General features: G+C 49.5%; 21 protein-coding genes, 16 tRNA genes and 3 rRNA genes. 8 read left to right on the forward strand and 32 right to left on the reverse strand.

Annotation, left to right across the window (positions count from 1 at the left end; all coding sequences use genetic code 11):
- Positions 1-16 precede the first annotated feature (16 nt).
- Positions 17-1,162 carry a tRNA epoxyqueuosine(34) reductase QueG gene (queG, locus tag SIC45_RS10725; RefSeq protein ID WP_319632145.1) on the reverse strand — a complete coding sequence of 382 codons (1,146 nt, stop codon included), beginning with the start codon at positions 1,160-1,162 and terminating at the stop codon, positions 17-19.
- A gap of 85 nt (positions 1,163-1,247) precedes the next feature.
- Between queG and SIC45_RS10730 the strand changes: the two genes are divergently transcribed.
- Both SIC45_RS10730 and SIC45_RS10735 read left to right on the forward strand, forming a co-directional pair.
- Complete coding sequence (locus SIC45_RS10730) at positions 1,248-1,949, forward strand: hypothetical protein (RefSeq protein WP_319632146.1); 702 nt, start codon at positions 1,248-1,250, stop codon at positions 1,947-1,949.
- A gap of 183 nt (positions 1,950-2,132) precedes the next feature.
- Positions 2,133-3,077: an IS30 family transposase gene (locus SIC45_RS10735; RefSeq protein ID WP_319630748.1), complete on the forward strand. Its 945-nt coding sequence runs from the start codon at positions 2,133-2,135 to the stop codon at positions 3,075-3,077.
- A 55-nt stretch (positions 3,078-3,132) separates the two neighbouring features.
- Here the strand turns inward: SIC45_RS10735 and SIC45_RS10740 are convergent.
- The 22 genes from SIC45_RS10740 to bcp all read right to left on the reverse strand — a co-directional run bounded on the left by SIC45_RS10740 (position 3,133) and on the right by bcp (position 11,284).
- Positions 3,133-3,218 (reverse strand) — tRNA-Leu (locus tag SIC45_RS10740).
- Positions 3,219-3,232: 14 nt separating this feature from the next.
- Positions 3,233-3,322 (reverse strand) — tRNA-Leu (locus SIC45_RS10745).
- 23 nt (positions 3,323-3,345) lie between these two features.
- Positions 3,346-3,420, reverse strand: a tRNA-Cys gene (locus SIC45_RS10750).
- A gap of 34 nt (positions 3,421-3,454) precedes the next feature.
- A tRNA-Gly gene (locus SIC45_RS10755) sits at positions 3,455-3,529 on the reverse strand.
- Between the two features lie 3 nt (positions 3,530-3,532).
- Positions 3,533-3,607 (reverse strand) — tRNA-Gln (locus tag SIC45_RS10760).
- Between the two features lie 10 nt (positions 3,608-3,617).
- Positions 3,618-3,693, reverse strand: a tRNA-His gene (locus tag SIC45_RS10765).
- Between the two features lie 24 nt (positions 3,694-3,717).
- A tRNA-Trp gene (locus tag SIC45_RS10770) sits at positions 3,718-3,791 on the reverse strand.
- A gap of 7 nt (positions 3,792-3,798) precedes the next feature.
- Positions 3,799-3,883, reverse strand: a tRNA-Tyr gene (locus tag SIC45_RS10775).
- A gap of 5 nt (positions 3,884-3,888) precedes the next feature.
- Positions 3,889-3,964 (reverse strand) — tRNA-Thr (locus SIC45_RS10780).
- A gap of 10 nt (positions 3,965-3,974) precedes the next feature.
- Positions 3,975-4,050: transfer RNA gene (locus tag SIC45_RS10785), tRNA-Phe, on the reverse strand.
- A gap of 91 nt (positions 4,051-4,141) precedes the next feature.
- Positions 4,142-4,217, reverse strand: a tRNA-Asp gene (locus SIC45_RS10790).
- Between the two features lie 3 nt (positions 4,218-4,220).
- A tRNA-Met gene (locus SIC45_RS10795) sits at positions 4,221-4,297 on the reverse strand.
- A 12-nt stretch (positions 4,298-4,309) separates the two neighbouring features.
- Positions 4,310-4,385 (reverse strand) — tRNA-Val (locus SIC45_RS10800).
- Positions 4,386-4,389: 4 nt separating this feature from the next.
- Positions 4,390-4,464: transfer RNA gene (locus SIC45_RS10805), tRNA-Glu, on the reverse strand.
- A 17-nt stretch (positions 4,465-4,481) separates the two neighbouring features.
- Positions 4,482-4,572 (reverse strand) — tRNA-Ser (locus SIC45_RS10810).
- 2 nt (positions 4,573-4,574) lie between these two features.
- Positions 4,575-4,649 (reverse strand) — tRNA-Asn (locus SIC45_RS10815).
- A gap of 13 nt (positions 4,650-4,662) precedes the next feature.
- Positions 4,663-4,779 (reverse strand): 5S ribosomal RNA (rrf, locus tag SIC45_RS10820).
- 65 nt (positions 4,780-4,844) lie between these two features.
- Positions 4,845-7,778, reverse strand: a 23S ribosomal RNA gene (locus tag SIC45_RS10825).
- A 196-nt stretch (positions 7,779-7,974) separates the two neighbouring features.
- Positions 7,975-9,547: ribosomal RNA gene (locus SIC45_RS10830) — 16S ribosomal RNA — on the reverse strand.
- The 16S, 23S and 5S rRNA genes sit together here with 16 tRNA genes alongside, the layout of an rRNA operon.
- Before the next feature lie 340 nt (positions 9,548-9,887).
- Positions 9,888-10,325 carry a peroxide-responsive transcriptional repressor PerR gene (perR, locus tag SIC45_RS10835; RefSeq protein ID WP_298789138.1) on the reverse strand — a complete coding sequence of 146 codons (438 nt, stop codon included), beginning with the start codon at positions 10,323-10,325 and terminating at the stop codon, positions 9,888-9,890.
- Between the two features lie 95 nt (positions 10,326-10,420).
- On the reverse strand, positions 10,421-10,732 hold the full coding sequence (locus SIC45_RS10840) for a cyclic-di-AMP receptor (protein ID WP_298789082.1): 312 nt from the start codon (positions 10,730-10,732) through the stop codon (positions 10,421-10,423).
- 15 nt (positions 10,733-10,747) lie between these two features.
- A complete protein-coding gene (gene bcp / locus SIC45_RS10845) occupies positions 10,748-11,284 on the reverse strand; it encodes a thioredoxin-dependent thiol peroxidase (RefSeq protein WP_319632147.1) in 537 nt (178 codons plus the stop codon).
- Between the two features lie 82 nt (positions 11,285-11,366).
- Between bcp and SIC45_RS10850 the strand changes: the two genes are divergently transcribed.
- Together SIC45_RS10850 and SIC45_RS10855 are read left to right on the forward strand one after the other, a co-directional pair.
- On the forward strand, positions 11,367-12,668 hold the full coding sequence (locus tag SIC45_RS10850) for a glutamate-1-semialdehyde 2,1-aminomutase (protein ID WP_319632148.1): 1,302 nt from the start codon (positions 11,367-11,369) through the stop codon (positions 12,666-12,668).
- Positions 12,669-12,697: 29 nt separating this feature from the next.
- Positions 12,698-13,774, forward strand: coding sequence for an FUSC family protein (locus tag SIC45_RS10855; RefSeq protein ID WP_319632149.1), 1,077 nt, complete (start codon positions 12,698-12,700; stop codon positions 13,772-13,774).
- Positions 13,775-13,812: 38 nt separating this feature from the next.
- Here the strand turns inward: SIC45_RS10855 and SIC45_RS10860 are convergent, their stop codons facing one another.
- Genes SIC45_RS10860 through SIC45_RS10870 form a run of 3 tightly spaced genes read right to left on the reverse strand, consistent with a single transcriptional unit; the run spans position 13,813 to position 17,571 of the window.
- Positions 13,813-15,183: a dipeptidase gene (locus SIC45_RS10860; RefSeq protein ID WP_319632150.1), complete on the reverse strand. Its 1,371-nt coding sequence runs from the start codon at positions 15,181-15,183 to the stop codon at positions 13,813-13,815.
- A 21-nt stretch (positions 15,184-15,204) separates the two neighbouring features.
- Positions 15,205-16,947 carry an ABC transporter ATP-binding protein gene (locus tag SIC45_RS10865; RefSeq protein WP_319632151.1) on the reverse strand — a complete coding sequence of 581 codons (1,743 nt, stop codon included), beginning with the start codon at positions 16,945-16,947 and terminating at the stop codon, positions 15,205-15,207.
- A gap of 12 nt (positions 16,948-16,959) precedes the next feature.
- Positions 16,960-17,571, reverse strand: coding sequence for a DUF402 domain-containing protein (locus SIC45_RS10870; RefSeq protein ID WP_319632152.1), 612 nt, complete (start codon positions 17,569-17,571; stop codon positions 16,960-16,962).
- 89 nt (positions 17,572-17,660) lie between these two features.
- Here SIC45_RS10870 and SIC45_RS10875 point away from each other — a divergent pair, with 89 nt between their 5' ends.
- Positions 17,661-18,629, forward strand: a complete 969-nt coding sequence (locus SIC45_RS10875; RefSeq protein ID WP_319632153.1) for an NADPH:quinone reductase — start codon at positions 17,661-17,663, stop codon at positions 18,627-18,629.
- A gap of 30 nt (positions 18,630-18,659) precedes the next feature.
- Here SIC45_RS10875 and SIC45_RS10880 read toward each other — a convergent pair whose 3' ends face one another.
- From SIC45_RS10880 to SIC45_RS10890, 3 genes are read right to left on the reverse strand one after another with little or no spacing between them, the layout of a single operon-like run.
- Positions 18,660-19,415 (reverse strand): SDR family oxidoreductase, encoded by a 756-nt coding sequence (locus SIC45_RS10880; RefSeq protein ID WP_319632154.1) that lies wholly within the window; start codon positions 19,413-19,415, stop codon positions 18,660-18,662.
- Entirely contained in the window at positions 19,412-20,500 is a 1,089-nt protein-coding gene (gene mutY, locus SIC45_RS10885) for an A/G-specific adenine glycosylase (RefSeq protein WP_319632155.1), read from the reverse strand. The genes SIC45_RS10880 and mutY overlap by 4 nt, the downstream gene beginning before the upstream one ends.
- 24 nt (positions 20,501-20,524) lie before the next feature.
- A complete protein-coding gene (locus tag SIC45_RS10890; RefSeq protein ID WP_298789100.1) occupies positions 20,525-20,848 on the reverse strand; it encodes an MFS transporter in 324 nt (107 codons plus the stop codon).
- A 122-nt stretch (positions 20,849-20,970) separates the two neighbouring features.
- On the opposite strand from SIC45_RS10890, the gene SIC45_RS10895 reads away from it, so the two are divergent.
- On the forward strand, positions 20,971-21,969 hold the full coding sequence (locus tag SIC45_RS10895) for a metal-dependent hydrolase (RefSeq protein ID WP_298789101.1): 999 nt from the start codon (positions 20,971-20,973) through the stop codon (positions 21,967-21,969).
- A 40-nt stretch (positions 21,970-22,009) separates the two neighbouring features.
- Here the strand turns inward: SIC45_RS10895 and SIC45_RS10900 are convergent, their stop codons facing one another.
- The 3 genes from SIC45_RS10900 to recX are packed head-to-tail and all read right to left on the reverse strand — an operon-like array spanning position 22,010 to position 23,404.
- A complete protein-coding gene (locus SIC45_RS10900) occupies positions 22,010-22,255 on the reverse strand; it encodes a YfhJ family protein (RefSeq protein ID WP_298789102.1) in 246 nt (81 codons plus the stop codon).
- Positions 22,256-22,275: 20 nt separating this feature from the next.
- On the reverse strand, positions 22,276-22,584 hold the full coding sequence (locus SIC45_RS10905; RefSeq protein WP_027847476.1) for a YfhH family protein: 309 nt from the start codon (positions 22,582-22,584) through the stop codon (positions 22,276-22,278).
- Complete coding sequence (recX, locus tag SIC45_RS10910; RefSeq protein ID WP_319632156.1) at positions 22,550-23,404, reverse strand: recombination regulator RecX; 855 nt, start codon at positions 23,402-23,404, stop codon at positions 22,550-22,552. Before recX ends, SIC45_RS10905 begins: the two co-directional genes overlap by 35 nt.
- A 120-nt stretch (positions 23,405-23,524) precedes the next feature.
- Here recX and SIC45_RS10915 point away from each other — a divergent pair, with 120 nt between their 5' ends.
- Positions 23,525-24,421 carry a TIGR01777 family oxidoreductase gene (locus SIC45_RS10915; RefSeq protein WP_319632157.1) on the forward strand — a complete coding sequence of 299 codons (897 nt, stop codon included), beginning with the start codon at positions 23,525-23,527 and terminating at the stop codon, positions 24,419-24,421.
- A gap of 299 nt (positions 24,422-24,720) precedes the next feature.
- Positions 24,721-25,239, forward strand: a complete 519-nt coding sequence (gene ectA, locus SIC45_RS10920) for a diaminobutyrate acetyltransferase (RefSeq protein ID WP_022795048.1) — start codon at positions 24,721-24,723, stop codon at positions 25,237-25,239.
- Positions 25,240-25,279: the final 40 nt, after the last annotated feature.

Here is a 25,279-nt window from a genome sequence, read left to right on the forward strand (position 1 = left end):
ATTACATTTTCTTCTATTATACTCGTTCCGGGGAGGTTTTATCCAATGCTTTTGTGACCTCTTCAAGCACTTCTGCCTCTTCTTCTCTACTGTTAGCAGTATGCAGAGCCTCTATCCCTTCCTGCGTGGGCATTTCTCCCAGAGCCCAGGCACAGGCACCGCGAATGACCGGCCGCGGATCGTCGCGCAGCAGCTGTATGATCGTTGGAATCGCGGATTTTTCTTTCATATGGCCGAGGGCAATCAGCGCATTACGCTGAATTGGCTTTTTTCCTCTCCAGGAGCCAGCAATATACCCGAATTTTTCCTTGAACTCTCTGTTGGAAATGGTTAATAACGGTTCGAGCAGTGGCTTAACTACCTCCGGCTCGGGTTCAAACTCTGGATGATTATGAAAATCCACGCCCTTGTTTTCCGGACACACCTGCTGACAGGTATCACAACCGTATAGTCTATTACCAAGCTTATGACGGTAGCGCTCCGGCAGAGCCTCCTTCGTCTGCGTCAAATAAGCAATACACTTTTTCGCGTCAAGCTGTCCCCCCTGAATCAAAGCATCCGTTGGGCATAAATCCACACAGCGGTTGCACGTGCCGCATTGATCCATCAGCGGCGTATCCTCCGGCAGGTAAAGTGTTGTAATCATTTCGCCTAAGTATACATACGAACCGAACTCCGGAGTAATAATGGCGCAGTTTTTTCCGCTCCATCCAATGCCGGCCCGCTCCGCGACCGCCCGGTCCGATAATTCACCGGTATCAACCATGGATTTGCACTCAGCCCCGGGCACCGTTTCTTGTATAAAGGCCTCCAGCTGGTTTAATTTATCCCGGAGCACATCATGGTAATCCTTTCCCCAGGAGGCCCTGCAAAACTGGCCTCTGCGTGCTCCCGGGCGATTTTTTGGCGCATCCGGAAGCTTTGTTGGATATGCGAGAGCGATAGAGATAATCGTTGTTGCTTCCGTCAGCAGCAGCTCGGGATGGGTTCTTTTTTCAATATCGTCTTCTTCAAAGCCGGATTGGTAGTTCAGCCGCTGCTGTTCTTTCAGCCTCGCTTTTAAAGTCACAAAAGGAGAGGCGGAGGCAAAGCCTACTTTATCGATACCGATAGACTCCGCAAACACCTGAATCTCCTCTTTTAATTCTTCTGCCGTTCGCATGGACGGCCCTCCTTTATAAATCATTTCGCCGGAGTCTGTAAAAGTGATATGATACATTATGAGCTAGACACAAAGGGGGATATATATGCTCAAAGACATTTCTATTTCTTCTGCTGTTTTTAAAATTATTCCTTCTTTTCAATGCGGCGTCAACATCTACCGTGACATCGTTATTGATGACTCCCCGGGAATGCTCCGGGGGCGGATGGACTTCTTTCATAAACAAATCCAGATGGATCTGCTTGACCAGTCTATCTATGACTATACAGGTGTTCGGCAGTGGCAACAAATATTAGAACACGCAGGGCTTATTGACCGGTCTCTTCCGCCTCTTCATGAGCAGCTGTACAAAAACTTACAGGCAGATAATATCCCGCCTTCTGAGCACTCCGGTGAAGACCTTATTCATTTTTTTAATCTGCAGTATGAAACTCCGGTTATATTGATCGATGCAGATACTGTTTTCGATTATGTAAAAATCGGCTTCGGTGTGGAGCAGGATCAGCTTCAGATTACTGAAAATCATCTCCACCCGATGTACGGACAAATTATAGCCAAGGATCGCAAGAAAACATTGGCCTCATTAAGCGGGCCAGGCCTGTACAGCCGAACCAGCCGTTCGACTACTACAGCAATACAATTAACCTTTATGCGGCCACAGCTTTCCAAAGAGTCAGCTGCTGAACTTACTGAGGCGGTTGGAAACATGTTTACACAAATACACGGCGGCACCTCCGAAAGCCGTCTTCTGCGCGCAGCTTCCCCTGTCTGGGAGCTCTCCTTATGACTATAAAAAAAGTCTCTCCTTTTTTGAAAAGGAAAGACTTTTTCTTTATGCACAGCTTCAGCATTTAAAATTAAACATAACTTGAATTGTAATATTAAGTGCAACACGTAAAAAAATAAAAAACACCCATGGTATCCCAGTGTAAAATGAAAGTACCACCAAACACTCACACGGAGGGATACCATGAGCTACTCTCATCTTACCATGATCGAACGAGGACAACTAGAGGCTCTGACGAGCCTCCACTGGTCGATCCGGCGAATTGCGGCTTTTCTGGGCCGGCATCCATCGACCATTTCCCGGGAACGCCGGCGCCAGGCATCCTCCGATACGTATCAGGCCGCTCAGGCGCAGAAAGCCTATCATCAACGGCGGAAGGCCTGCGGGCGAAAAGGCAAAGCGACGCCCGAGCTGCTTCAAGCCATTACCCATCATCTCCATGCCACCTGGTCGCCCGAACAAATTGCCCGGTACGCCCCGGGGGTTACGGTGGGATGCGGGACGATCTATCGATGGCTGTACCAGGGGTTATTGGCGAAGGGAGACCTGCGCTGCCTTCGCCAGAAGGGCAAACGGAAGAAAGTGCGGGAAAGCCGTGGCCGTTTCACGGTCGGCCGGCGCATCGAGGAACGCCCTGCCGTGGTCGAGACCCGACAAACCTTTGGCCACTGGGAAATGGATACCATTGTTTCATCGCGTGGAAAAAGCAAGGGCTGCCTGGTGACGCTCACCGAACGCAAAAGCCGGTACCTGTTAGCTGTTCCCATGCCGGACCGGCGGTCCGGAACCGTAGCCACTGCCGTGGAAACACTGATGGACCAGTATCCTCGTGGTGTCTTTGAAAGCATAACGGTGGACCGGGGCAAAGAATTCGCCTGCTTTCCCGCCCTCGAAGCCCGGAGCGTGCCCGTCTATTTCGCCGACCCCTATGCCGCCTGGCAGCGGGGAACCAATGAAAATACCAACGGCCTTCTCCGGGAATTTTTCCCGAAGGGCATGGATTTAGCTCGCCTCAGCCAGCAGGAAGTGGACTACGTCATCGGACTGATTCATCGCCGCCCCAGAAATTGTCTACATGGGAATACCACGGAAAATGTGTTTCATGAAGAAGTGTTGCGCTTAAATTGACAATCTAAGATAAAAATAACGTTTCCCATTAGAAACGTCTTCCTGGCTCGTTAAATGGTAGCGAAGGTGGGACTCGAACCCACACGTCCAGAGGACACTTGATTTTGAGTCAAGCGCGTCTACCGGTTCCGCCACTTCGCCGTTCAACTAAAAAATGGTACCGAGGGCCGGACTCGAACCGGCACGGTTGATGACCAACCGCAGGATTTTAAGTCCTGTGTGTCTACCAATTCCACCACCCCGGCAGGCGTTTGCTTCTCTTTAATAATGGAGGCGGTACCCGGATTCGAACCGGGGGATAAGGGTTTTGCAGACCCGTGCCTTACCACTTGGCTATACCGCCATTCCAGAGAATGGCTCAATGCTTATGTTGATAATGGAGCGGAAGACGGGATTCGAACCCGCGACCCCCACCTTGGCAAGGTGATGTTCTACCACTGAACTACTTCCGCAATTGGCTGGGCTAGCTGGATTCGAACCAGCGCATCACGGGACCAAAACCCGATGCCTTACCGCTTGGCTATAGCCCATTATCCAATATGGGGCGATTGGTGGGAATTGAACCCACGCATGCCGGAACCACAATCCGGTGCGTTAACCACTTCGCCACAACCGCCATATGAACATAACACATTAAAAATGGCAGGGGTAGTAGGAATCGAACCCACATTGGCGGTTTTGGAGACCGCTGTTTTGCCATTAAACTATACCCCTGTATAAGTGGTGGAGGGGGACGGATTCGAACCGCCGAACCCGAAGGAGCGGATTTACAGTCCGCCGCGTTTGGCCAACTTCGCTACCCCTCCACATATGGTGCCGGCCAGAGGACTTGAACCCCCAACCTACTGATTACAAGTCAGTTGCTCTACCAATTGAGCTAGACCGGCGTTTTTTAAATGGTGGCTCGAGACGGAATCGAACCGCCGACACGAGGATTTTCAGTCCACTGCTCTACCGACTGAGCTATCGAGCCATATTGAGTAATTAATTTCGAGTGACATGTTTACGACTCGAATGAAATTATACCTTATTCATTTTGTTTGTCAATATGAATAAAGGTAAAATGGCGGGCCTGACGGGATTTGAACCCGCGATCTCCTGCGTGACAGGCAGGCATGTTAACCGCTACACCACAGGCCCTATTGGTTGCGGGGGACGGATTTGAACCGACGACCTCCGGGTTATGAGCCCGACGAGCTACCAGACTGCTCTACCCCGCGATATAAAATATATGGTGGAGGATGACAGGATCGAACTGCCGACCCCCTGCTTGTAAGGCAGGTGCTCTCCCAGCTGAGCTAATCCTCCATGTTGGTGACCCGTACGGGATTCGAACCCGTGTTACCGCCGTGAAAGGGCGGTGTCTTAACCACTTGACCAACGGGCCTTTGAAATAAATATGTATGGCGGAGAGCGAGGGATTCGAACCCTCGAGACGGGAATGCCGCCTACACGATTTCCAATCGTGCTCCTTCGGCCACTCGGACAGCTCTCCAGTGGCTCCGCAGGCAGGATTCGAACCTGCGACCAATCGGTTAACAGCCGATTGCTCTACCACTGAGCTACTGCGGAATATAATAAAAAAGCCCGGCAGCGATCTACTTTCACGGGGGGAGAACCCCCGGCTATCATCAACGCTGAAGAGCTTAACTTCCGTGTTCGGCATGGGAACGGGTGGATCCTCTTCGCTGTTGCCACCGGACTGGCCCGTCGGGCCCTGACAACCAAATACCGAGACCGCAGCCACGGCCGCGTATCGTGCTGTGCGTGGATAAGACTTCGACCGATTAGTATCCGTCCGCTGCACATGTCGCCATGCGTCCACGCCGGACCTATCTACCTCGTCATCTTCAAGGGGTCTTATCTCCGTAGAGGGGAAAGGTCATCTTAAGGGGGGCTTCATGCTTAGATGCTTTCAGCACTTATCCCGTCCACACGTAGCTACCCAGCAGTGCTCCTGGCGGAACAACTGGTACACCAGCGGTGTGTCCATCCCGGTCCTCTCGTACTAAGGACAGCTCCTTTCACCTTTCCTGCGCCCGCGACGGATAGGGACCGAACTGTCTCACGACGTTCTGAACCCAGCTCGCGTACCGCTTTAATGGGCGAACAGCCCAACCCTTGGGACCTACTTCAGCCCCAGGATGCGATGAGCCGACATCGAGGTGCCAAACCTCCCCGTCGATGTGAACTCTTGGGAGAGATTAGCCTGTTATCCCCAGGGTAGCTTTTATCCGTTGAGCGACGGCCCTTCCATGCGGTGCCGCCGGATCACTAAGCCCGACTTTCGTCCCTGCTCGACTTGTAGGTCTCGCAGTCAAGCTCCCTTGTGCCTTTGCACTCTGCGAATGATGTCCGACCATTCTGAGGGAACCATTGGGCGCCTCCGTTACTGTTTGGGAGGCGACCGCCCCAGTCAAACTGCCCACCTGACACGGTCCCGAGGCCGGATCACGGCCTGCGGTTAGAATGTCGATACCACCAGGGTAGTATCCCACCAGCGCCTCCTCCGAACCTGGCGGTCCGGATTCGATGGCTCCTACCTATCCTGTACAAGTGGTACCCACATCCAATGTCAAGCTACAGTAAAGCTCCATGGGGTCTTTCCGTCCTGTCGCGGGGAACCTGCATCTTCACAGGTATTATAATTTCACCGGGTCTCTCGTTGAGACAGTGCCCAAGTCGTTGCACCTTTCGTGCGGGTCGGAACTTACCCGACAAGGAATTTCGCTACCTTAGGACCGTTATAGTTACGGCCGCCGTTTACTGGGGCTTCAATTCGGCGCTTCTCCCCCCGAAGGGGGATAACGCCTCCTCTTAACCTTCCAGCACCGGGCAGGTGTCAGCCCCTATACTTCGCCTTACGGCTTCGCAGAGACCTGTGTTTTTGATAAACAGTCGCTTGGGCCCTTTCACTGCGGCTCCCTGGGGCTATTCACCCCGGGGAGCACCCCTTCTCCCGAAGTTACGGGGTCCTTTTGCCGAGTTCCTTAACGAGAGTTTTCCCGCGCGTCTTAGAATACTCATCCCACCTACCTGTGTCGGTTTACGGTACGGGCACCACGTTCCTCGCTAGAGGCTTTTCTTGGCAGGGTAGGTGCCGGCCCTTCGGGCCCCGTAGGGCCCTCCTGGTCACCGCTTGGCCGTCTGGGGGAGGGATTTGCCGCTCCCCCGGCCTTGCCAGCTTCAACGCGCATGTCCAGCAGCGCGCGGCCGTGCCTGCCTGCGTCCCCCCATCACTCAAATGGAACGGAGGTGGTACAGGAATATCAACCTGTTTTCCATCGCCTACGCCTTTCGGCCTCGGCTTAGGACCCGACTAACCCTGAGCGGACGAGCCTTCCTCAGGAAACCTTGGGTTTTCGACGGAAGGGATTCTCACCCTTCTTTTCGCTACTCATACCGGCATTCTCACTTCCAGGCGCTCCACCGGTCCTCACGGTCCGGCTTCAAAGCCCCTGGAACGCTCCCCTACCATCTCTCCCATGCGGGAGAGTCCACGGCTTCGGTGCTGCGTTTAGCCCCGGTACATTGTCGGCGCAGAGTCACTCGACTAGTGAGCTATTACGCACTCTTTCAATGATGGCTGCTTCTAAGCCAACATCCTAGTTGTCTAAGCAACTCCACATCCTTTTCCACTTAACGCAGACTTAGGGACCTTAGCCGGTGGTCTGGGCTGTTTCCCTCTCGACGACGGATCTTAGCACTCGCCGTCTGACTCCCGGGCAGCAAGTCGCTGGCATTCGGAGTTTGACTGAATTCGGTAATCCGGGAAGGACCCCTCGTCCAATCAGTGCTCTACCTCCAGGACTCTCATACCCGAGGCTAGCCCTAAAGCTATTTCGGGGAGAACCAGCTATCTCCAGGTTCGATTGGCATTTCACCGCTACCCACGACTCATCCCCGCAATTTTCAACTTGCGTGGGTTCGGGCCTCCAGCCAGTGTTACCTGGCCTTCACCCTGGTCATGGGTAGATCACCTGGTTTCGGGTCTACGCCCGCCTACTGCATCGCCCTCTTCAGACTCGCTTTCGCTGCGGCTCCGCCTTTGCGGCTTAACCTTGCAGACGAGCGTAACTCGCCGGTTCATTCTACAAAAGGCACGCCGTCACCCCTTAACGGGCTCCGACTTCTTGTAGGCACACGGTTTCAGGATCTGTTTCACTCCCCTTCCGGGGTGCTTTTCACCTTTCCCTCACGGTACTGGTTCACTATCGGTCACTAGGGAGTATTTAGCCTTGGGAGATGGTCCTCCCAGCTTCCGACGGGATTTCTCGTGTCCCGTCGTACTCAGGATACCCCCGGCGGGGGGAGGATGTCGGCTACCGGGCTGTTACCGTCTCTGGCGGGCCTTTCCAGGCCGCTTCGCCTATCCTCCCCGCCTGCCGTGCGGGGGTCCTACAACCCCGGGATGCAAGCATCCCGGTTTGGGCTGATTCCGTTTCGCTCGCCGCTACTCGGGAAATCGCGTTTGCTTTCTCTTCCTCCGGGTACTAAGATGTTTCAGTTCTCCGGGTCTACCGTCCGGCGCCTATGTGTTCAGCGGCCGGACGCCTTCCCATGACGGAAGGCGGGTTTCCCCATTCGGACATCTCCGGATCAAAGCTTACGTACAGCTCCCCGGAGCGTTTCGCCGTTCGTCGCGTCCTTCTTCGGCTCCTAGTGCCAAGGCATCCACCGTGCGCCCTTTTCTTCTTAACCACTCGATACGCGGTCATTCTTCGACGCGGCCGCCGGCCGAAACAGCCGGCAGCCTTGTGTTGCTTGTGTGTTGGTCTCGGTATTCGGTTGTCAAGGTCCCACGTGCAAAAAACAAATAGAGAGATCGTGTCTCTCAAAAGGAAAGCCAAGCCAGGCCCCTGCCCGGTCCCTGCGGGACCGGGGTACTGCTCCATAGAAAGGAGGTGATCCATCCCCACCTTCCGGTAGGGATACCTTGTTACGACTTCACCCCAATCACCTGCCCCACCTTCGGCGGCTGGGTCCCAGAAGGGTTCCCTCACCGACTTCGGGTGTTGCAAACTCTCGTGGTGTGACGGGCGGTGTGTACAAGGCCCGGGAACGTATTCACCGCGGCATGCTGATCCGCGATTACTAGCGATTCCGGCTTCATGCAGGCGAGTTGCAGCCTGCAATCCGAACTGAGAATGGCTTTTCTGGATTGGCTCCCCCTCGCGGGTTCGCATCCCGTTGTACCATCCATTGTAGCACGTGTGTAGCCCAGATCATAAGGGGCATGATGATTTGACGTCATCCCCACCTTCCTCCGGTTTGTCACCGGCAGTCACCTTAGAGTGCCCAACTGAATGCTGGCAACTAAGATTAGGGGTTGCGCTCGTTGCGGGACTTAACCCAACATCTCACGACACGAGCTGACGACAACCATGCACCACCTGTCATTCCGTCCCCCGAAGGGGAACCGCCTCTCTCGAGGCGTAGCGGAAGATGTCAAGATCTGGTAAGGTTCTTCGCGTTGCGTCGAATTAAACCACATGCTCCACCGCTTGTGCGGGCCCCCGTCAATTCCTTTGAGTTTCAACCTTGCGGTCGTACTCCCCAGGCGGAGTGCTTAATGCGTTAGCTTCGGCACTACGGGTATCGAAACCCCTAACACCTAGCACTCAGCGTTTACGGCATGGACTACCAGGGTATCTAATCCTGTTTGCTCCCCATGCTTTCGCACCTCAGCGTCAGGTACAGACCAGAGAGTCGCCTTCGCCACTGGTGTTCCTCCACATATCTACGCATTTCACCGCTACACGTGGAATTCCACTCTCCTCTTCTGTCCTCAAGTTTCGCAGTTTCCAATGGCCTTCCACGGTTGAGCCGTGGCCTGTCACATCGGACTGACGAAACCGCCTGCGTGCCCTTTACGCCCAATAATTCCGGACAACGCTTGCCCCCTACGTATTACCGCGGCTGCTGGCACGTAGTTAGCCGGGGCTTTCTGGACAGGTACCGTCAGCACGCCAGCCTGTTCGACTGACGTGGGTTCTTCCCTGTCAACAGAGCTTTACGATCCGAAAACCTTCATCACTCACGCGGCGTTGCACCGTCAGGCTTTCGCCCATTGCGGATGATTCCCTACTGCTGCCTCCCGTAGGAGTCTGGGCCGTGTCTCAGTCCCAGTGTGGCCGATCACCCTCTCAGGTCGGCTACGCATCGTCGCCTTGGGGAGCCCTTACCTCTCCAACTAGCTAATGCGCCGCGGGCCCATCGGACTGTGCAAGGATCCGAAGATCCCTGCTTTACCGCTGACCTCAGGCGAGGTCAGGGCGCATTGGGCATTAGCCCCGGTTTCCCGGGGTTATTCCCATCAGTCCGGCAGGTTGCCCACGTGTTACTCACCCGTCCGCCGCTCGTTCCACCGGTTTCCTCCCGAAGGAGTCCGCCGGCTTCCCGCGCTCGACTTGCATGTATTAGGCACGCCGCCAGCGTTCGTCCTGAGCCAGGATCAAACTCTCCGTAAAAAGTTTGATGCTGTGGCATCCGAAATGCCCTAAATTTGGTTCTTTTCTTTGGGGCTCTGGCTTGTCTTTCCTTTTCAAAGAACGATCTGCCGCTAAACAGCGACTTTTATAATTTATCATTTTTGAATAATGAATGTCAACAACTTTTTGAAGAAGTTTTAATTCGTTATTCTCTTTTTTGTCAGCCGTTTTGGCGACAATTAGTAATATAACATCGGCCTATAAGACCGTCAACCACTTTTGCAAAATAATTTTAAATTAGTTTTTAAGAGAACTCTCTGCGTTTAAAAAGCATACAAAAGCCTCCATCCATTAAAAAGATGAAGGCTTTTAAAACAGCTTACTGTTTGCTCATCTTTGTACATTCCGGACATGTTCCGTAAATCTCCAGCCGGTGATCTTCAATATCAAAGCCTGTCACATGTTCAGCTAACGTTTCTACTTCATCCAGGCCTGGATAGTGAAAGTCTACAATTTTCCCGCAATCATTACATATTACATGATAATGATCTGAAGTAACGCAGTCGAATCTGCTTGAGGAGTCTCCGTAGGTTAATTCTTTCACTATGCCAGCGTCTTTAAAAACCCGAAGATTATTGTAGACTGTGGCTACACTCATGTTCGGAAAACGTTCTTCAAGAGATTTATAGATATCGTCAGCAGTCGGATGGCTCATTGAAGAGTGTAGAAACTCTAAAATAGCATGACGCTGCGGTGTCATCCGAACGTTCGTGCTTTTTAAGACACTTACTGCTTCCTGTAGGCTAGCGCTCGCCATCGTCATGCACCTCTCTTCCTGTAAAACGATTCTTTATTTGTAATTCTTATAATCTATTTTATCGGAACCCCCTGATCCTTGTCAATGAAAGGGGGTCAGTGATTCTCATCTGTTTCGGCTGATTGAAAAAAAGGAAGCATCGATACATCTAAAAGAAAAGAAGTAAACCTATTTGAATGCTCTGGCCGTTTTCCTCTGTGTTTTTCGTAAGCCAGACATATATCCTTTAAATCTGTTTTTAACTTCGATACTTCTTCCTCATTCACACCGAACATAAACGTCGTGTTTCCTTTTTTTAAAAAACCACCGCTGCCCGCAATCTCTGTCATGCGATAGCCTTTGTCTTTCATTTCCATCTCTACCTGATCGGTATAAAAATTATCGATAATGCAAAGAAGCAGTTTCATGTTTTCACCCGCCTGCTATTTTTTAGAAGATGACAGGAATTCATCAACATACCGGGATACTTCCCCAATATGATCCTTTACCTTCACTTCGTCCCATACTTTCTGCACGACTCCTTCTGTATCAATAAAAAAGGTGGACCGTACAATGCCAAGGTACTCTTTACCGAAGTTTTTCTTCCATTTCCAAACTCCGTAGGCGTTAGCTGCTTCCTGTTCTTCGTCAGACAGGAGCGGGAAGGAAAGCTCGTGTTTAGCAGTGAAGTTTTCGTGTTTTTTCATTGAATCAGGGCTGACCCCGAGTACTTTGACATTTTTATCATTCAACTCTGGCAGAGCGTCCCTGAAATCGCAGGCTTCAGTTGTACATCCGGGAGTGTTATCTTTCGGATAAAAATACAAAATCACGTTCTGTCCCTGATAATCACTTAAACGAATGTTTACGCCGGTAGTAGCGGGGAGTTCAAAATCAGGAGCTTGTTTACCTTCCAGATCTCCTGGGTTTACATTGCTTTCTTCTGTACTCACATTGATCACCTCAACACTTGTTTTCATCTTATGATATCATGGTTTTTGCTTCACTTCTCCATGATACAATAGATAAGAAATAGTTGATAGTAAGGAGAGTCAGGAAAATATGTCCTATGAAAAATCTGTCGAGCTTTATAATGAAGCCTGCGAATTGATCGTCGGAGGCGTTAACAGTCCCTCCCGTTCCTTTAAAGGAGTTGGAGGCGGCACACCGGTTTTTATGAAAGAAGGGCGCGGTGCACATTTGTTTGATGAGGATAACAATCGCTACATTGATTACCTCGGGGCCTACGGTCCTATTATTACCGGGCACGGCCATACTCATATCGCTGAAGCAATCAATGAGGCTGCCCTTACAGGCACTCTGCTTGGCACCCCTACTAAATGGGAAAACGTGTTTGCACGTAAATTAAAAGATGCGGTACCTTCACTTGAAAAAGTCAGGTTTGTCAATTCCGGCACTGAAGCTGTAATGACGACTATCCGCGTAGCCAGAGCCTATACCGGCAAACATAAGATCATCAAATTCGAAGGGTGCTACCACGGCCACTCCGACCTTGTGCTTGTAGCAGCCGGCTCCGGACCATCGACGCTGGGATCCCCGGACTCTGCGGGCGTGACTCCCAACATTGCCGCAGAAGTCATCACTGTGCCATTTAACGACATTGACAGCTTCCGCGAAGCCATTGACCGCTGGGGTGACGAAACGGCTGCAGTCCTTATTGAGCCTATCGTAGGTAATTTCGGGCTTGTCGAGCCGGAGCCCGGTTATCTTGAAGAGATTAAAAAACTCACACATGAATCGGACTCTCTTCTTATCTTTGATGAAGTCATTACTGCTTTTCGTTTCACCTACGGAGCTGCTCAAAACATGCTCCATGTGGAACCGGATATGACCGCTATGGGGAAAATTATCGGAGGCGGCCTGCCGATTGGCGCTTACGGAGGCAGGGTCGATGTCATGGAGCAGGTCGCTCCTCTGGGTCCGGCCTACCAGGCAGGAACGATGTCCGGAAACCCTGCTTCTATGCGCGCGGGCATTGCCTGCCTTGAAGTATTGGAAAAAGACGGGGTATACGACACGTTAGATCATCTGGGTGAACGTCTTGAGAAAGGTCTCCTCGAGCAGGCTGAAAAATACAGCATCCCCGTTACGATCAATCGGTTAAAAGGAATGTTCACCATTTATTTCACAGATGAAACAGTAAAAGATTATAAAGGGGCCGAACGCTCGAACTCTGAAAGGTTCAGCATCTTTTTTAAAGAAATGCTTGACCGCGGCGTCCACCTTGCTCCTTCAAAATACGAAGCCTGGTTTCTGACCACTGAACACAGCACTGATGACATAGAAGAGACGCTGGAAGCTTCGGACCAGGCCTTTGCAGCGTTAAGCAGCTACATTTACTAAGTTCAATACAGAAAGGAATACAATCCGTTATGAAGCTGGGAGCCAGAATTTTCAAGACCGGTCTTGCGATCGTTCTAGCTATATACGCAGCATCGTGGATTGGATTGAACCCTCCTTTTTTCGCAGCTATCGCCGCTACTTTCGCTATTCAACCTTCCATATCCCGCACATTCCAGACAATGCTGGACCAACTTCAGGCTAATATCATCGGGGCTGGCACAGCTATTGTTATGGTACTTGCGTTCGGTCACGATCCGGTAATCATTGGAGTTACGGTGATGATTATTATTGCAGGCATTCTAGGATTAAAACTGGATGCCTCCACCATTCCAATCGCTGTTGTGACGGTCATTATTATCATGGGCAGGCCCGGAGACGGCAATTTTATTTTATTTGCCTCCGAACGGTTTGCTTTAATTATGCTCGGGATTCTTGCTTCCTTTTTAGTCAACATGCTGTTTCTGCCGCCAAAGCATGAAACCAAGCTGTATCAGCAGATTCGGGATGTGACCCAGGATACTATTCAGTGGATCCGGCTGCTTGGAAGGCATGAAACTAACCGTCAGACGCTGCGAAAGGACCTTTCCTCCCTTAAAGATCAAACGGTCTCCATCGAAAACCTGTACCTTCTGTTTAAAGAAGAACGCGTGTACACTAAAAAGGCAAGGCTTACCCGGGACCGGCGTGTTGTTCTTTTTAAACAAATGATCGCTTCGATGAATAAAATCGTGACCATTCTGCGCACGCTTGATAAGTTTGAAAACGATATGCAGCATACGCCTTCAGAAATGCAGGAAGCCATACGCAATCAGCTTGATCATCTTATGGATTACCACGACAGAATTCTTCAACGTTATGTAGGCAAGGTGACCACCCATCTTACAGAGGAAATGGCCGAAGAGGTCGATGAAGGCAGAGTGTCTTTAACCGATCAGCTTATGGAAATGTATCATCACCAGAATATCGACCGCTCGGAATGGCTCCATCTTCTTCCCATTGTCGCACACATCGTCGAGTACAATGAGCAGCTTGAACATCTCGACCGGCTTGTTGAGACCTATTTCCGCTATCACAGCAGCGAAGATTTCTTTGCTATTGAAAACTAAAAGGAGGGCGCCCGCTAATGGGTGCCCTCCTTTTTCGTTTATAAATTTTCACTGATTTCTATCAAATATTCTGCTAAAGCCTCGAGGCCTTTGTCGTAGTTTTCCAAATGGAAATGTTCATTTGGCGCATGAAAGTTTTCGGTTGGAAGACCAAATCCCATTAAAGCTACCGGCACATTTAAAATCTCGGAGAACGTTTCAATAACAGGAACAGACCCTCCCATTCGGGTATATGCTGCCGTTGTGCCGTATGCTGTTTCAAGCGCTCTCCCGGCTGCCTGAATGGCCGGGTGGTCAAATGGAGTCACAAACGGCCTGCCTTTATCAAACGGAATCACGTCCACCTCCACCCCTTTAGGAGTTTTATGCCGGACGTGCGCCGTCAGCTTTTCCACAATCTCATCGGGATCCTGGTCAGGCACGAGCCGGCACGTTATCTTGGCTGAAGCCGCAGAAGGAAGCACCGTTTTGATCCCCTCTCCCTGGAAGCCTCCGTGCATCCCGTTAATTTCCAGCGTCGGGCGGGCCCACGTTCTTTCCAAAAACGAAAATCCTTCCTCGCCAAACAGCTCCGGTACGTTTAGTTCTTTTCTTGTATTTTCTTCATCATATGAAAGTTCTGCATATGCCTGGCGTTCCTGGCCGGTCAGCGAAACGACCCGGTCGTAAAAGCCATCAACGATAATACGGCCGCTGTCATCATGCATGGAAGCAAGTATATCAGCCAAGGCATGAAGCGGATTTGCAACCCCGCCGCCGTACAGGCCGGAGTGCAGGTCTCCTTTAGCTCCATTTACATCAATCTGAATCCCCGCAAGTCCCCGCAGTCCATAGCAGACTGTCGGCCGGCCCTTTTCGAGCATCGGTGTATCGGAAACCAGCAGTACATCCCCCTGCAGCAGCTCCCGGTGCTTTTCCACAAACTCATCCAGATTAGGGCTGCCAATCTCTTCTTCTCCTTCAATGCAAAACCTCACATTCACCGGAAGCTCCTGTTTCGTCTGCATAAAGGCTTCAATCGTTTTAAGGTGCATAAACACCTGGCCTTTATCGTCAGTCGCACCGCGGGCATAAATTTTTTCATCCCGTATGTCCGGCTGAAACGGCGGCGTTTCCCACAGTTCAACCGGATCGGCCGGCTGCACGTCATAATGCCCGTAAAACAGGACCGTAGGCTTCCCCGGGGCATGCATCCAATCCCCGTACACGACCGGATGTCCACCGGTTTCCATAACATCCGTGTTTTCCAGACCTGCTGACTGCATGCTTTCCTCCACCCAGGAGGCAGCTGTTTCCATATCCGGTTTATGCTCCGGGTCTGCACTGATGCTTGGTATTGATAAAAATTCTTTTAGCTGGCTTAAGTGGCTGCTGCGATGATGCTTGAAATAATTTTTGACTTCTTCCATGGTCGCCTCCCAGTTTTTTATTTACACATGCTGAACGTCAAACAGCCGCTGGTAGGAGCCTTCTGCCATCATGAGCTGCTCGTGGCTGCCTGACTCCACTACACGGCCGTCTTCGATGACAACAATCCGGTCTGCGTGGGTAATCGTTGAAAGCCTGTGCGCTACGATAAAAGTAGTTCTGTCCCGGGCAAGCCGCTCCATCGCTTCCTGGATATAGTGCTCACTTTCCAGGTCCAGTGCCGAGGTGGCTTCATCAAACACAAGTATCGATGGATTTTTCAAAAACACGCGCGCAATGGCAATCCGCTGCTTCTGACCACCGGAAAGCTTCACGCCCCGTTCTCCGACTGGAGTATCGTAGGCGAGCGGCAGTTCGTTGATAAACACCTCGGCGTTCGCCATACGCGCTGCCTGTATGACTTCCTCGTCCGTGGCATCCGGTTTTCCCATCCGGATATTTTCTTTCACTGATTCGCTGAATAAAATGTTGTCCTGCAGCACCATTCCTATATGATCCCGGAGGGTGCGCACTTCGTAGTCCCGCACGTCTTTTCCATCAAGAAGCAGAGCGCCGCCGGTGACATCGTAAAACCGCGGAAGGAGACTGACGATTGTACTCTTACCACCGCCGCTCATGCCGACAAGCGCGATGGTTTCTCCCGGGCGCACATGCAGATCGACATCCTTTAATACATCGTTAGTGTCCTCTTCATATTTAAACCATACGTGGTCAAACCTGATGTCGCCTTTGACGTGCTGCACCGGCACGGCTGTTTCTTTGTCGGTAATATCGTATTTTTCATCAATAAATTCAAACACCCGGTCCATTGAAGCGATCGATTGCACAAGGGTGGTAGATGAATTCACCAGGCGACGCAGCGGACTGTATAGTCTCTCCATGTAGGAGGTGAACGCCACCATTTCCCCGACGGACAAATTCCCGTACAAAACAGCCATACCGGCTGCCAGGATGACTACCAGTGGTGCCACGTCCGTCACGGTGTTAACGGCTGCGAATGTTTTAGCGTTCCAGCGCGTATGATCCACCGCCCGGTCCAGGAACTGTTTGTTTCTTGTATCAAACTGTCCCTGCTCATGATTTTCAAGAGCGAAGCTCCGGATCACGCTCATTCCCTGCACCCGTTCATGGAGATGTCCCTGCACGTTTGCAAGCGCCTGCGATCTTGCTTTTGTTAAATCCCGCAGCCTCGAATAAAAATATTTGATGAAAAAGGCGTAAATGGGTAAAAACAACATCGCCACCAGCGTCAATTCCACGTCCATTGTAAACATAATAATAAGTGCAATAATAATGGTCGCAAGATCAAGCCATATATTCATCAGACCGGTAATGACAAAGTCTTTTGTCAGTTCAACATCGTTGATTACCCGCGAAATGATTTCGCCGGCTTTGCGGTTGGAATAAAAACGAAGGCTCAATTTCTGAATATGGCTGAACAATTGGTCACGGATATCGTATAGAACCTTATTGCCCGTCCACTGGGCAAAGTACTGCCGGTAGTATTCAATTGGCGGACGAACGATAATAAAAAGCACAACCGCTCCGCCTGCCAGCCAGGCGAGCACTCGTGCTTTTTCAGCTGTTGCCATGCCATCGGCCAACAGCACGTGGTCGATAATATAAGCAAGAATGAGCGGCGTTAAAAGCGGCAGACCGAATTTGAAAATACCAATGGTCACTGTTACCGCAATTATTTTATTGTACGGCCGCACAAACTGCATGTAGCGTTTAATACTGCCCATCTTTTTCACCTCTTATCGAAAAAACAAAAAACGCTCATACCACTGTTCGATAAAATGAGAGTTAAATGGGCCTTTTCTCTGGCAGATCCAATTCTGCAGTTCCCGAATACTCGTGTCCATCTTTTCATCTATCTGCGCAGGGTAATTCATTTCTTTTTTATGCTGGGCATACTCGTCCTCATCCAGTAAATTGTAGGTCATGTCCGGAAAAACTTTAATATCCAAATCATAATCGATATATTTAAGAGCTTCACTGTCGTAGACAAACGGCGTGCCCAGGTTACAATAATAGTGCACTCCATCAGACCGGATCATACCAATAACGTTGAACCATTTCTCAGCATGAAAATAACAAATAGCAGGCTCTCTCGTTCTCCAGACCCTTCCGTCCGATTCGTGAACCAGAATACGGTCATTGCCGCCAATGACTTCTCTGCTTGTACCTTTCAGTATTAATGTTTCTTCCCATACACGGTGGAGCGATCCGTTATGCTTATAACTCTGCACCTGGATAGGCTTACCTGTTTCCGGGAAGCTTGCGGCGATTTCGTTACGCTCGGCCAATGTGTCCCGCCTCCCTTCTTCTGCAATTTTTGCTGCCTTCTTTTTTCTATCACCTTTCATTATACATTTCTTCTGTCGATCTGAAAAACTGTTACGATGAAAGAGAAGGCAAAAAACTATCATATGCAGAATGAAAGGAGACGATTTTCGTGAAAGCAATCGTTTATTATGAGCAGGGAAGACCGGAAGTTCTGACTACAGAAGAGGTGGAGAAACCTGATATTCACCCGGAGGAAGTCCTTATCCGGGTAAAGGCAGTCGGCCTTAATCCCGTTGACACGTATTTCCGCTCCGGGAAACGTCCCGTATCCACCTTCCCGGCTATTCCACATTTCGATGCTGCCGGAATAGTTGAAGAAGTTGGCAGCAGTGCGGGAAGCTTTCAGCCGGGTGACCGGGTATGGGGCACCAACATTCCAAACGCCGCTGCAGAATGGGCAGCCGCCCCGGCTTCAAACATTTTTCCGCTTCCTGAAGCTATGAGCTTTGCTGAAGGAGCATCTCTTGGTATTCCTGCTCTCACTGCCCATCTCGCTTTGTTTTTCCGGGCCGCACTTCAGCCTGAAGAGACCGTGCTTATTTACGGCGGCGCCGGGGCGGTCGGCCATGCCGCTATACAGCTGGCCAAGCACCACAATGCCTTTGTGGTCACTACCGCAAGCAGTACTGAAAAGCATGAAATTGCCCGTCGCGCCGGTGCAGATGTTGTTTTGAATCTAAGTGATGAAGGCTGGAAGGAGGATTTTGCTTCAGCTTCGGGACAGCCGGGCGCTGATGTTATCCTTGATATGTCTTTTAGTGAAAATGCCGATACAGATCTGCAGATCCTTTCACCCGGAGGACGGATCGTTGCAGTCGGATCGCCGGTGAACAGTATGCCGACTTTTCCTTGGCAGCTTTTAAACAAAAAATATGCTTCCATCCTCGGCATTCTGCTTTTCACAGCACCTGCCCCGGCCCTGCAGGAAGCAGCTTCCGGGGTGCAGCGGGCTTATGACCACGGCGTCTTTTCCCCGCATGTAGCCCGTACTTATCCTATAGATGAAGCTGCCCAGGCCCACACAGATTTGGAAAATAAGCGCTACTCCGGCAACCTCGTGCTCACTATTTCCGACTAAGCATAAAACCGAAGGCCGCAGCCTTCGGTTTTATATATTCATCCGTGACTGTCCACCGTCAGCGGTAAGCGTTGTGCCAACAAGCCACCTTGCCTCCTGCGAAGCAAGAAACAACGCTGCATCTGCCACTTCCTCCACGTTACCGAATCTTCCGGCGGGAATATTCTCTTCTACAAACCGTTCCATTGCTTCAGGATTTTCCTCAATCCGTTTCTGCCAGTTACCGGTAGGGTGCAGAATCGACCCCGGAGCAATCGAATTGACCCGTACACCGTCTTTTATCCACTCGTTTCCGGCTGCTTTTGTGAAGCTGATCAGCGCCGCTTTGGCGTTATTGTACGTAGCTTTTCCGCCAGCTTCCTTCCCAAAGATCGACGTAATATTAATAACTGCTCCACCGCGTTCCTTCATTAGCTCATATGCCATTTTACTAAAGTGTACAGCCTGGAAGTAATTTGTTTCCATCGCCTGCGTAAATTCTTCCATGGAGGTATCCGCAATTTTTCCTCCACTGCTTCCGCCAGCGTTATTCACCAGTACATCAATTCCGCCAAACGTCTCGATAAACCATTGAAAGGCATTTTGCCTTTCCCCATCCACAGTGACATCACAGACGCAGGTCTCAATGTTTCCTATCTCTTCTTTGGCCGCCTTCAGCCCTTCTTCAGAACGCGCTAAAATACCAACGTTGGCTCCTTCGCTGTAAAACGCCTGGGCAATGCCTTTTCCTATTCCCTTGGAACCACCTGTAATCAGCACTTTCTTTCCCTCGAAAGCTTTGTTCATTTTGACTCCATCCTTTCAAGCAGTGTTTTATAGATTTTTTGGTGGGCCACAGGTAGCGCGTAGTTCACTATGTCCTTCAGTGAAACCCATCTCCAGCCCTCCGGCATATCGCTTTTTTCCGCCTGCCCTTCATATACGTGAACGTTCCAGATTAAATGTGAAAATGTTTGTTCCACACGCTGTACAGGACGATCAATTGCAGGTATTATGAGGGCATCCGCCTCAAGATAATCTCTCATTTCCCCGGCGCGTTCCGCTTCATTTTTTATTTCCGTATTGGGGAATTCCCACAACCTGGCCAGAAGCCCTTTATCCGGGCGCTGATGAATTAATACTTCCCCGTTCTCGTTCCAAATAATCGCCGCTGCCATTTCCTGTTTTCGCGGAGCCTTTTTCTTTTCTTTTACCGGCAGCTCCTCCTGCACCCCTGCTGTTCTTGCTTTACAGTGCTCCTGTACCGGGCACAGAAGACAGCCCGGCGAGGTTGGCGTACAGATAAGAGCACCGAGCTCCATTACCGCCTGATTAAAGTCCGACGGTGAGGTTAGCGGCAGAATTTCGCCAAGCACTGCTTCGAATGTACTTTTTGTAGACTGCTTTCCAATATCCTCATATAAGCACAAAAGCCTTGAAAACACGCGCATTACATTCCCATCCACAGCCGGCTCCGGTTTATCAAAGGCAATACTAAGTACTGCCCCGGCTGTATAAGGACCGACTCCCTTTAATGACCGAAACTCCTTTTTGCCGCTCGGCACTTCTCCTCCGTATGCTTCAGCTACTTCCTTAACCGCCTGGTGCAGATTTCTGGCCCGGGAATAATACCCAAGGCCTTCCCATTGCTTCATTACCTGATCTTCATCTGCTGCTGCCAGAGCTTCGATAGTCGGAAAAGCTTCTAAAAACCTGTAGTAATATGGAATGACTGTATCAACCTTTGTCTGTTGAAGCATAATCTCCGAAATCCATATGTGATAAGGATCTGCGCTCCTTCGCCAGGGCAGATCTCTTTTTTGTTGCCGGTACCAGTCGACTAAGTCCTGCTGAAACTGTTCCGGCGAAAAATTCTCCAATAGTGGGTTCATAGCAGTTCACTCTTTCTCTTTATTTTAGTTCCCATACGGTCCCTGTTTTTCAAAACACCAGCAGTGCACTTTTTTCATCCCACCGGGAACGAATTCATCAAGGCGGGCGTATACGCTGTGCTCTGCCTCTGTTCGTTTAGCTTTAAGGGATTTGTACTGCTCAGGCGTATTGACGGCAAACATCTCTACAAATAATGCGCCCTGATCCACAGACTCAAACCATTCATAATTATTCACCTGCTCATTGAGCATAGCAGAAGAAATTTCTTCCATGGCGCTTAAAAATTCAGTTCTTTTCTCTTCTGATATCCGGTATTCCATAAAAACGACGTATTTCTGCGGATTCATACAATTCTCCTTTTTGAAACAAACTGTTTAGGGTATGATGGAACTACACTGGTACAGTCTGTGCTTGTTTGATGCCACAGGCTTTTTTTGTTTCAGCATGCCATAAATTAAAGGTGGTGCCAATGGATACAGCAACTCACACTGTGATGGGGATAGGTCTCGGCGGCCTTGCCACCATTGATCCTGCTATTTCAACCGAAGGCGGAGCAATGGGCACAATCCTGATCGCGACAATTATAGGCTCTCAGGCCCCTGATTTTGATACCGTATTAAAACTGAAAAATAATGCCGTCTATATCCGCTACCACCGCGGCCCGACACACTCCATACCCGCCGTATTAATCTGGCCGGTGCTGCTGGCCGCTCTTATATATATGTTTTCTCCGGACGTTGCTTTTTCGCATTTATGGCTCTGGTCCTTTATCGCTGTCGCTCTTCACGTTTTTGTTGATATTTTTAATGCCTACGGCACACAGGCATTGTCTCCGTTTACGAGGCGTTGGATAGCGCTTGGCGTGATTAATATTTTTGATTCAGTACTCTTTTTTTCCCACCTGTTTGTATTTATTCTCTGGTGGTTTGATGTACCTAGAGCACCCTCTATGATTGTTCTATACGTTTTTTTGCTTTTTTACTATTTGTGGCGGTTCCAGGCCCGAAACATTGTTTTGCAAAGAGCCCGGCGCCTGCATCCGGATGCCACACACCTGTTTATTTCACCGACGTACAACTGGTACCGGTGGCATTTGGTTATTCGTACGCCGCACAGGTTATTTGTCACCAATTACCGAAACGGCCGGCTTCGCTACTTTGAAACGTATCCGTTTGAACCAATTCCTGATGATCCGGTTATTAATGCAGCCAGATACGATCGGAACCTTGCTTCTTTTCTGTCCTTCTCCCCTACGTACCGCTGGATCGTCCGAAACACAGAAGAGGGATACGAAGTGAAATTCATTGACCTGCGTTACCGCAGCAAGGGCTACTATCCGTTTGTAGCGGTCGTTCAACTGAACGAGGAATTAGAGATTATGACTTCCTACACCGGCTGGATTTTCAGCGATGATACGCTTCACAAAAAACTCGACAAAGGCCGGGCCTTTTCCTATTATACTCAATAATAAAGAGTACGGAGCCGATCTCCGTACTCTTTACTTATATCTAATTAATGCCAAAAAACTTTTCATTCGTTGCTTCGTAGCGGTGCAGGTGCGGACCGTACTGACGGACCCATTTTTCCACGATCTGCCCGGTTACTTCTTCCCCCTTGTACGTGCGGCCTGCTCTCGCCTGCGTGGATTCAAAATCCTCCCATAAAAAATCTACCCATTCCCGGGCTTTTTCGTCTGTTAACTCACTATTAACGGAAAGAAGAGTTTCCAATAAATAATTTTTCTGGTTTTCCATTCCAATCGTGCCTCCATTCTTTATTTTTCAACCAGCAGAGAAAACGGCAGTGCTTCGATCTGGCTTGAATTGTTCCGGTATCCCCAGGCAAACACGCCGTTAATAAATTCTACTTCGAAGGTGGACCCTTCCTGGGCGATGCGGTACGTTTTCCCCGGCTGATAGTCCGCTGGATCAAGCATGTACGTTTTCGCCATTGCAATTTTACGCTCATAAACTGCAAATTCATTTCCTCTTCCCATTTGCTCGGCTTTTTTAGACTTTTCGTTTAAGCTTGCGATTTCCTGTTCAAGCTCATACCTGCTCATCTGGCTGTATCTTTTTTCCATTCCCATGCTCGGTCTCCTCTCTTTTTTCATCTAAAAACCGTTGGATATGCTCCATCGGAAATTGCTTCCGGTATAGGTATTCTTTGATTTTCTGTTCAAGCTGACGGCCTTCAAGTTTGCCTTCCCATTTCCGGTAAGCTTTTTCTCCCTGCACGAGCACCGAGTTCCACTCATCTTCCTCTGAAGGAGCAAAGTCCGCCTCTTTTACAGCGGCTGAAGCTGTTTCATGATCATATCCTTTCCGGAGCAGCATTTGCAACAAACGCTGTTTCACCGCACCGGCCGATTCACCTTTTTTCTGACTCCCCTTCTTTTCTGCAGCGGTCACGGCCCGGTCGAGAGCCAGTTCATCAGTCAGTGTTTTCATTGCCTCGGAAATATAACTCTCCGCAACGCCTTTTTTCCCCAGGTCCATTCTGATAACCTTCGGCCCTTTATCAGTCGTGTTAATTTTTGTCCGCACAAACGCTTTGGCAAATTCGCGGTCATTTAAGAATTTATATTTTTTCGCTTTTTCGACCGCCTTCGATGCAGAGGCCTCTGTAAACTCTTTTTCTATTAGATGGTCATATACTTCTTTTTCTGTCCGCATCACACTCGATAAGTAATGCAGCGCCCGGTTCCATGCCTTACGTTCATGATCGTCTTCAATCAGAAGTTCAAGCTCTTTTTCCGTCAGTTCCTTTCCCTTTTTAAGATCCCACTGGACCAAAACAGCTTCATCCACACCGGTTGTGAATGCTTCCCGGTCGGTCTGATCGGTGAAAATATTGTATCGCTCGGGATTATTTTTCTGCACTTCAATTTTTGTAATTTTCACAAAGGCCCTCTCCTTTTGCATAGTGGAAAATGATTATGACAACCCGCTTTTGGGTAAAGTTGAATAGTTTCAAAAGTGACGTTTTTACATCACCTTAAGGACTGAAAGGAGAAATACACATTGAATATTGCTATTGCCGGAGGAAGCGGGTATGTAGGCTCCGCCCTCACAGGCTACCTCGAGCAGATGGGCCACCATATTTATATTTTAACAAGAAACAGTAAAAATAAAAAAAATAGTGAAAATATCACCTTTATTGAATGGATGAACCCCGGCAGCAAACCCGAGTATGAATTGCCGCCGGTGGATGCTTTCATAAATCTGGCCGGCTCATCGATTGCACAACGATGGACGGAACAAAATAAAGCAGATATTTTAAACAGCCGTATCGATTCCACCAGAGAAATCATTCGTATTTTTCAAGCAAGCAGCCATAAACCGGAAGTACTTGTCAGTGCATCAGCCGTGGCTTATTATGGTATGTCCAATGAAGCAGAATTCACTGAAGAATCTCCAAAAGGTGAACCCAGCTTTTTACAGGACGTTTCCGTACGCTGGGAAAATGAAGCCGAAAAAGCGGAAGAACTCGGAATCCGGGTAGTAAAAGCACGAATGGGTCTCGTTTTGCAGGCATTCATTCCGCCACTTGTCTCTGCCTATAAAATGTTTGGCGGCGGTACTATCGGAAGCGGTAAACAGTGGTTTTCCTGGATTCATTTAAGAGACGCTGTCGAAATGCTTCTTTTTGCAGCTACGAATAAAGAAATTAAAGGTGCTTTGAACATTACTGCGCCCCAGCCCGCGCAGATGGAAACACTCGGACGCGAGATAGCTAAAGTGACCGGACGCCCTCACTGGATCTCTGTTCCATCATTTGTTATCGAAAAGATGCTCGGTGAAATGAGTGTAATGATCCTCGGAGGCCAGAAGGTCATCCCCCAAAAATCCATGGATCACGGTTTCTCTTTTCATTTTCCGACTCTCCAGCCTGCGCTGATCAATATTTTAAAGGAGTAATCTTCAGCCGTCTGGGCCTTCCAGACGGCTTTTCTTATCAAAGGTGGAGGAATTGTCCATCTGCGCAAGTATTACTTATCGTTTTCACTGTTCAGGTTACATAACACTCTATAAGTAGTAATAATACTCATAAATGCCCGATAGGCAAGTTTGAACATTTCCACAATTAGCGTTAAGATTTGAAATGTGAGTGTGGCAGATCTTATTACATTTTAAAACAAAGCAATTTTGCGTTTGTTTTTTTTATAAAGAGGTATAGTACATGTAGCCCTCTATTAATTTTAAAAGGTGGTAAGAAAATGGAAACGAAAATGACTGGAACGAACGGTTCCGTCGATTCAATCGTTTTTGACAAACCAACCGTTGAAGACGGGGCAGACATGTGGGAACTTGTCAAAAACTCCACATTGGATTTGAATTCCTCATATAAATATATTATGATGTGTGAATTTTTTGCCGAAACATGTGTTGTCGCTAAAGAAAACGATGAATTAGTGGGCTTCGTAACGGCCTTTATTCCACCTGAAAAACAGGATACCGTGTTTGTCTGGCAGGTGGGCGTGGATACTTCCCAGCGGGGAAAAGGCCTTGCTTCACGTTTGCTGGATGCGCTTCTTGAACGGGATGTATGTGAAGAAGTGCTCTATTTAGAAGCTACCATCACTCCTTCCAATGAAGCCTCTCAGGCTTTGTTTAAAAAGCTTGCCAAGAAACGCGATACTGAAGTGACAGTTTCTGAATGCTTTACGGAGGATCTGTTCCCGGATGATGAACATGAAGAAGAGTTGACATTTCGAGTCGGACCCTTTACAAAATAAGTAGCGAACATGACATGCAAAGCGCATGTCATGTATTATG

The organism is Marinococcus sp. PL1-022 (genome assembly GCF_033845285.1).
Lineage (GTDB): Bacteria > Bacillota > Bacilli > Bacillales > Marinococcaceae > Marinococcus.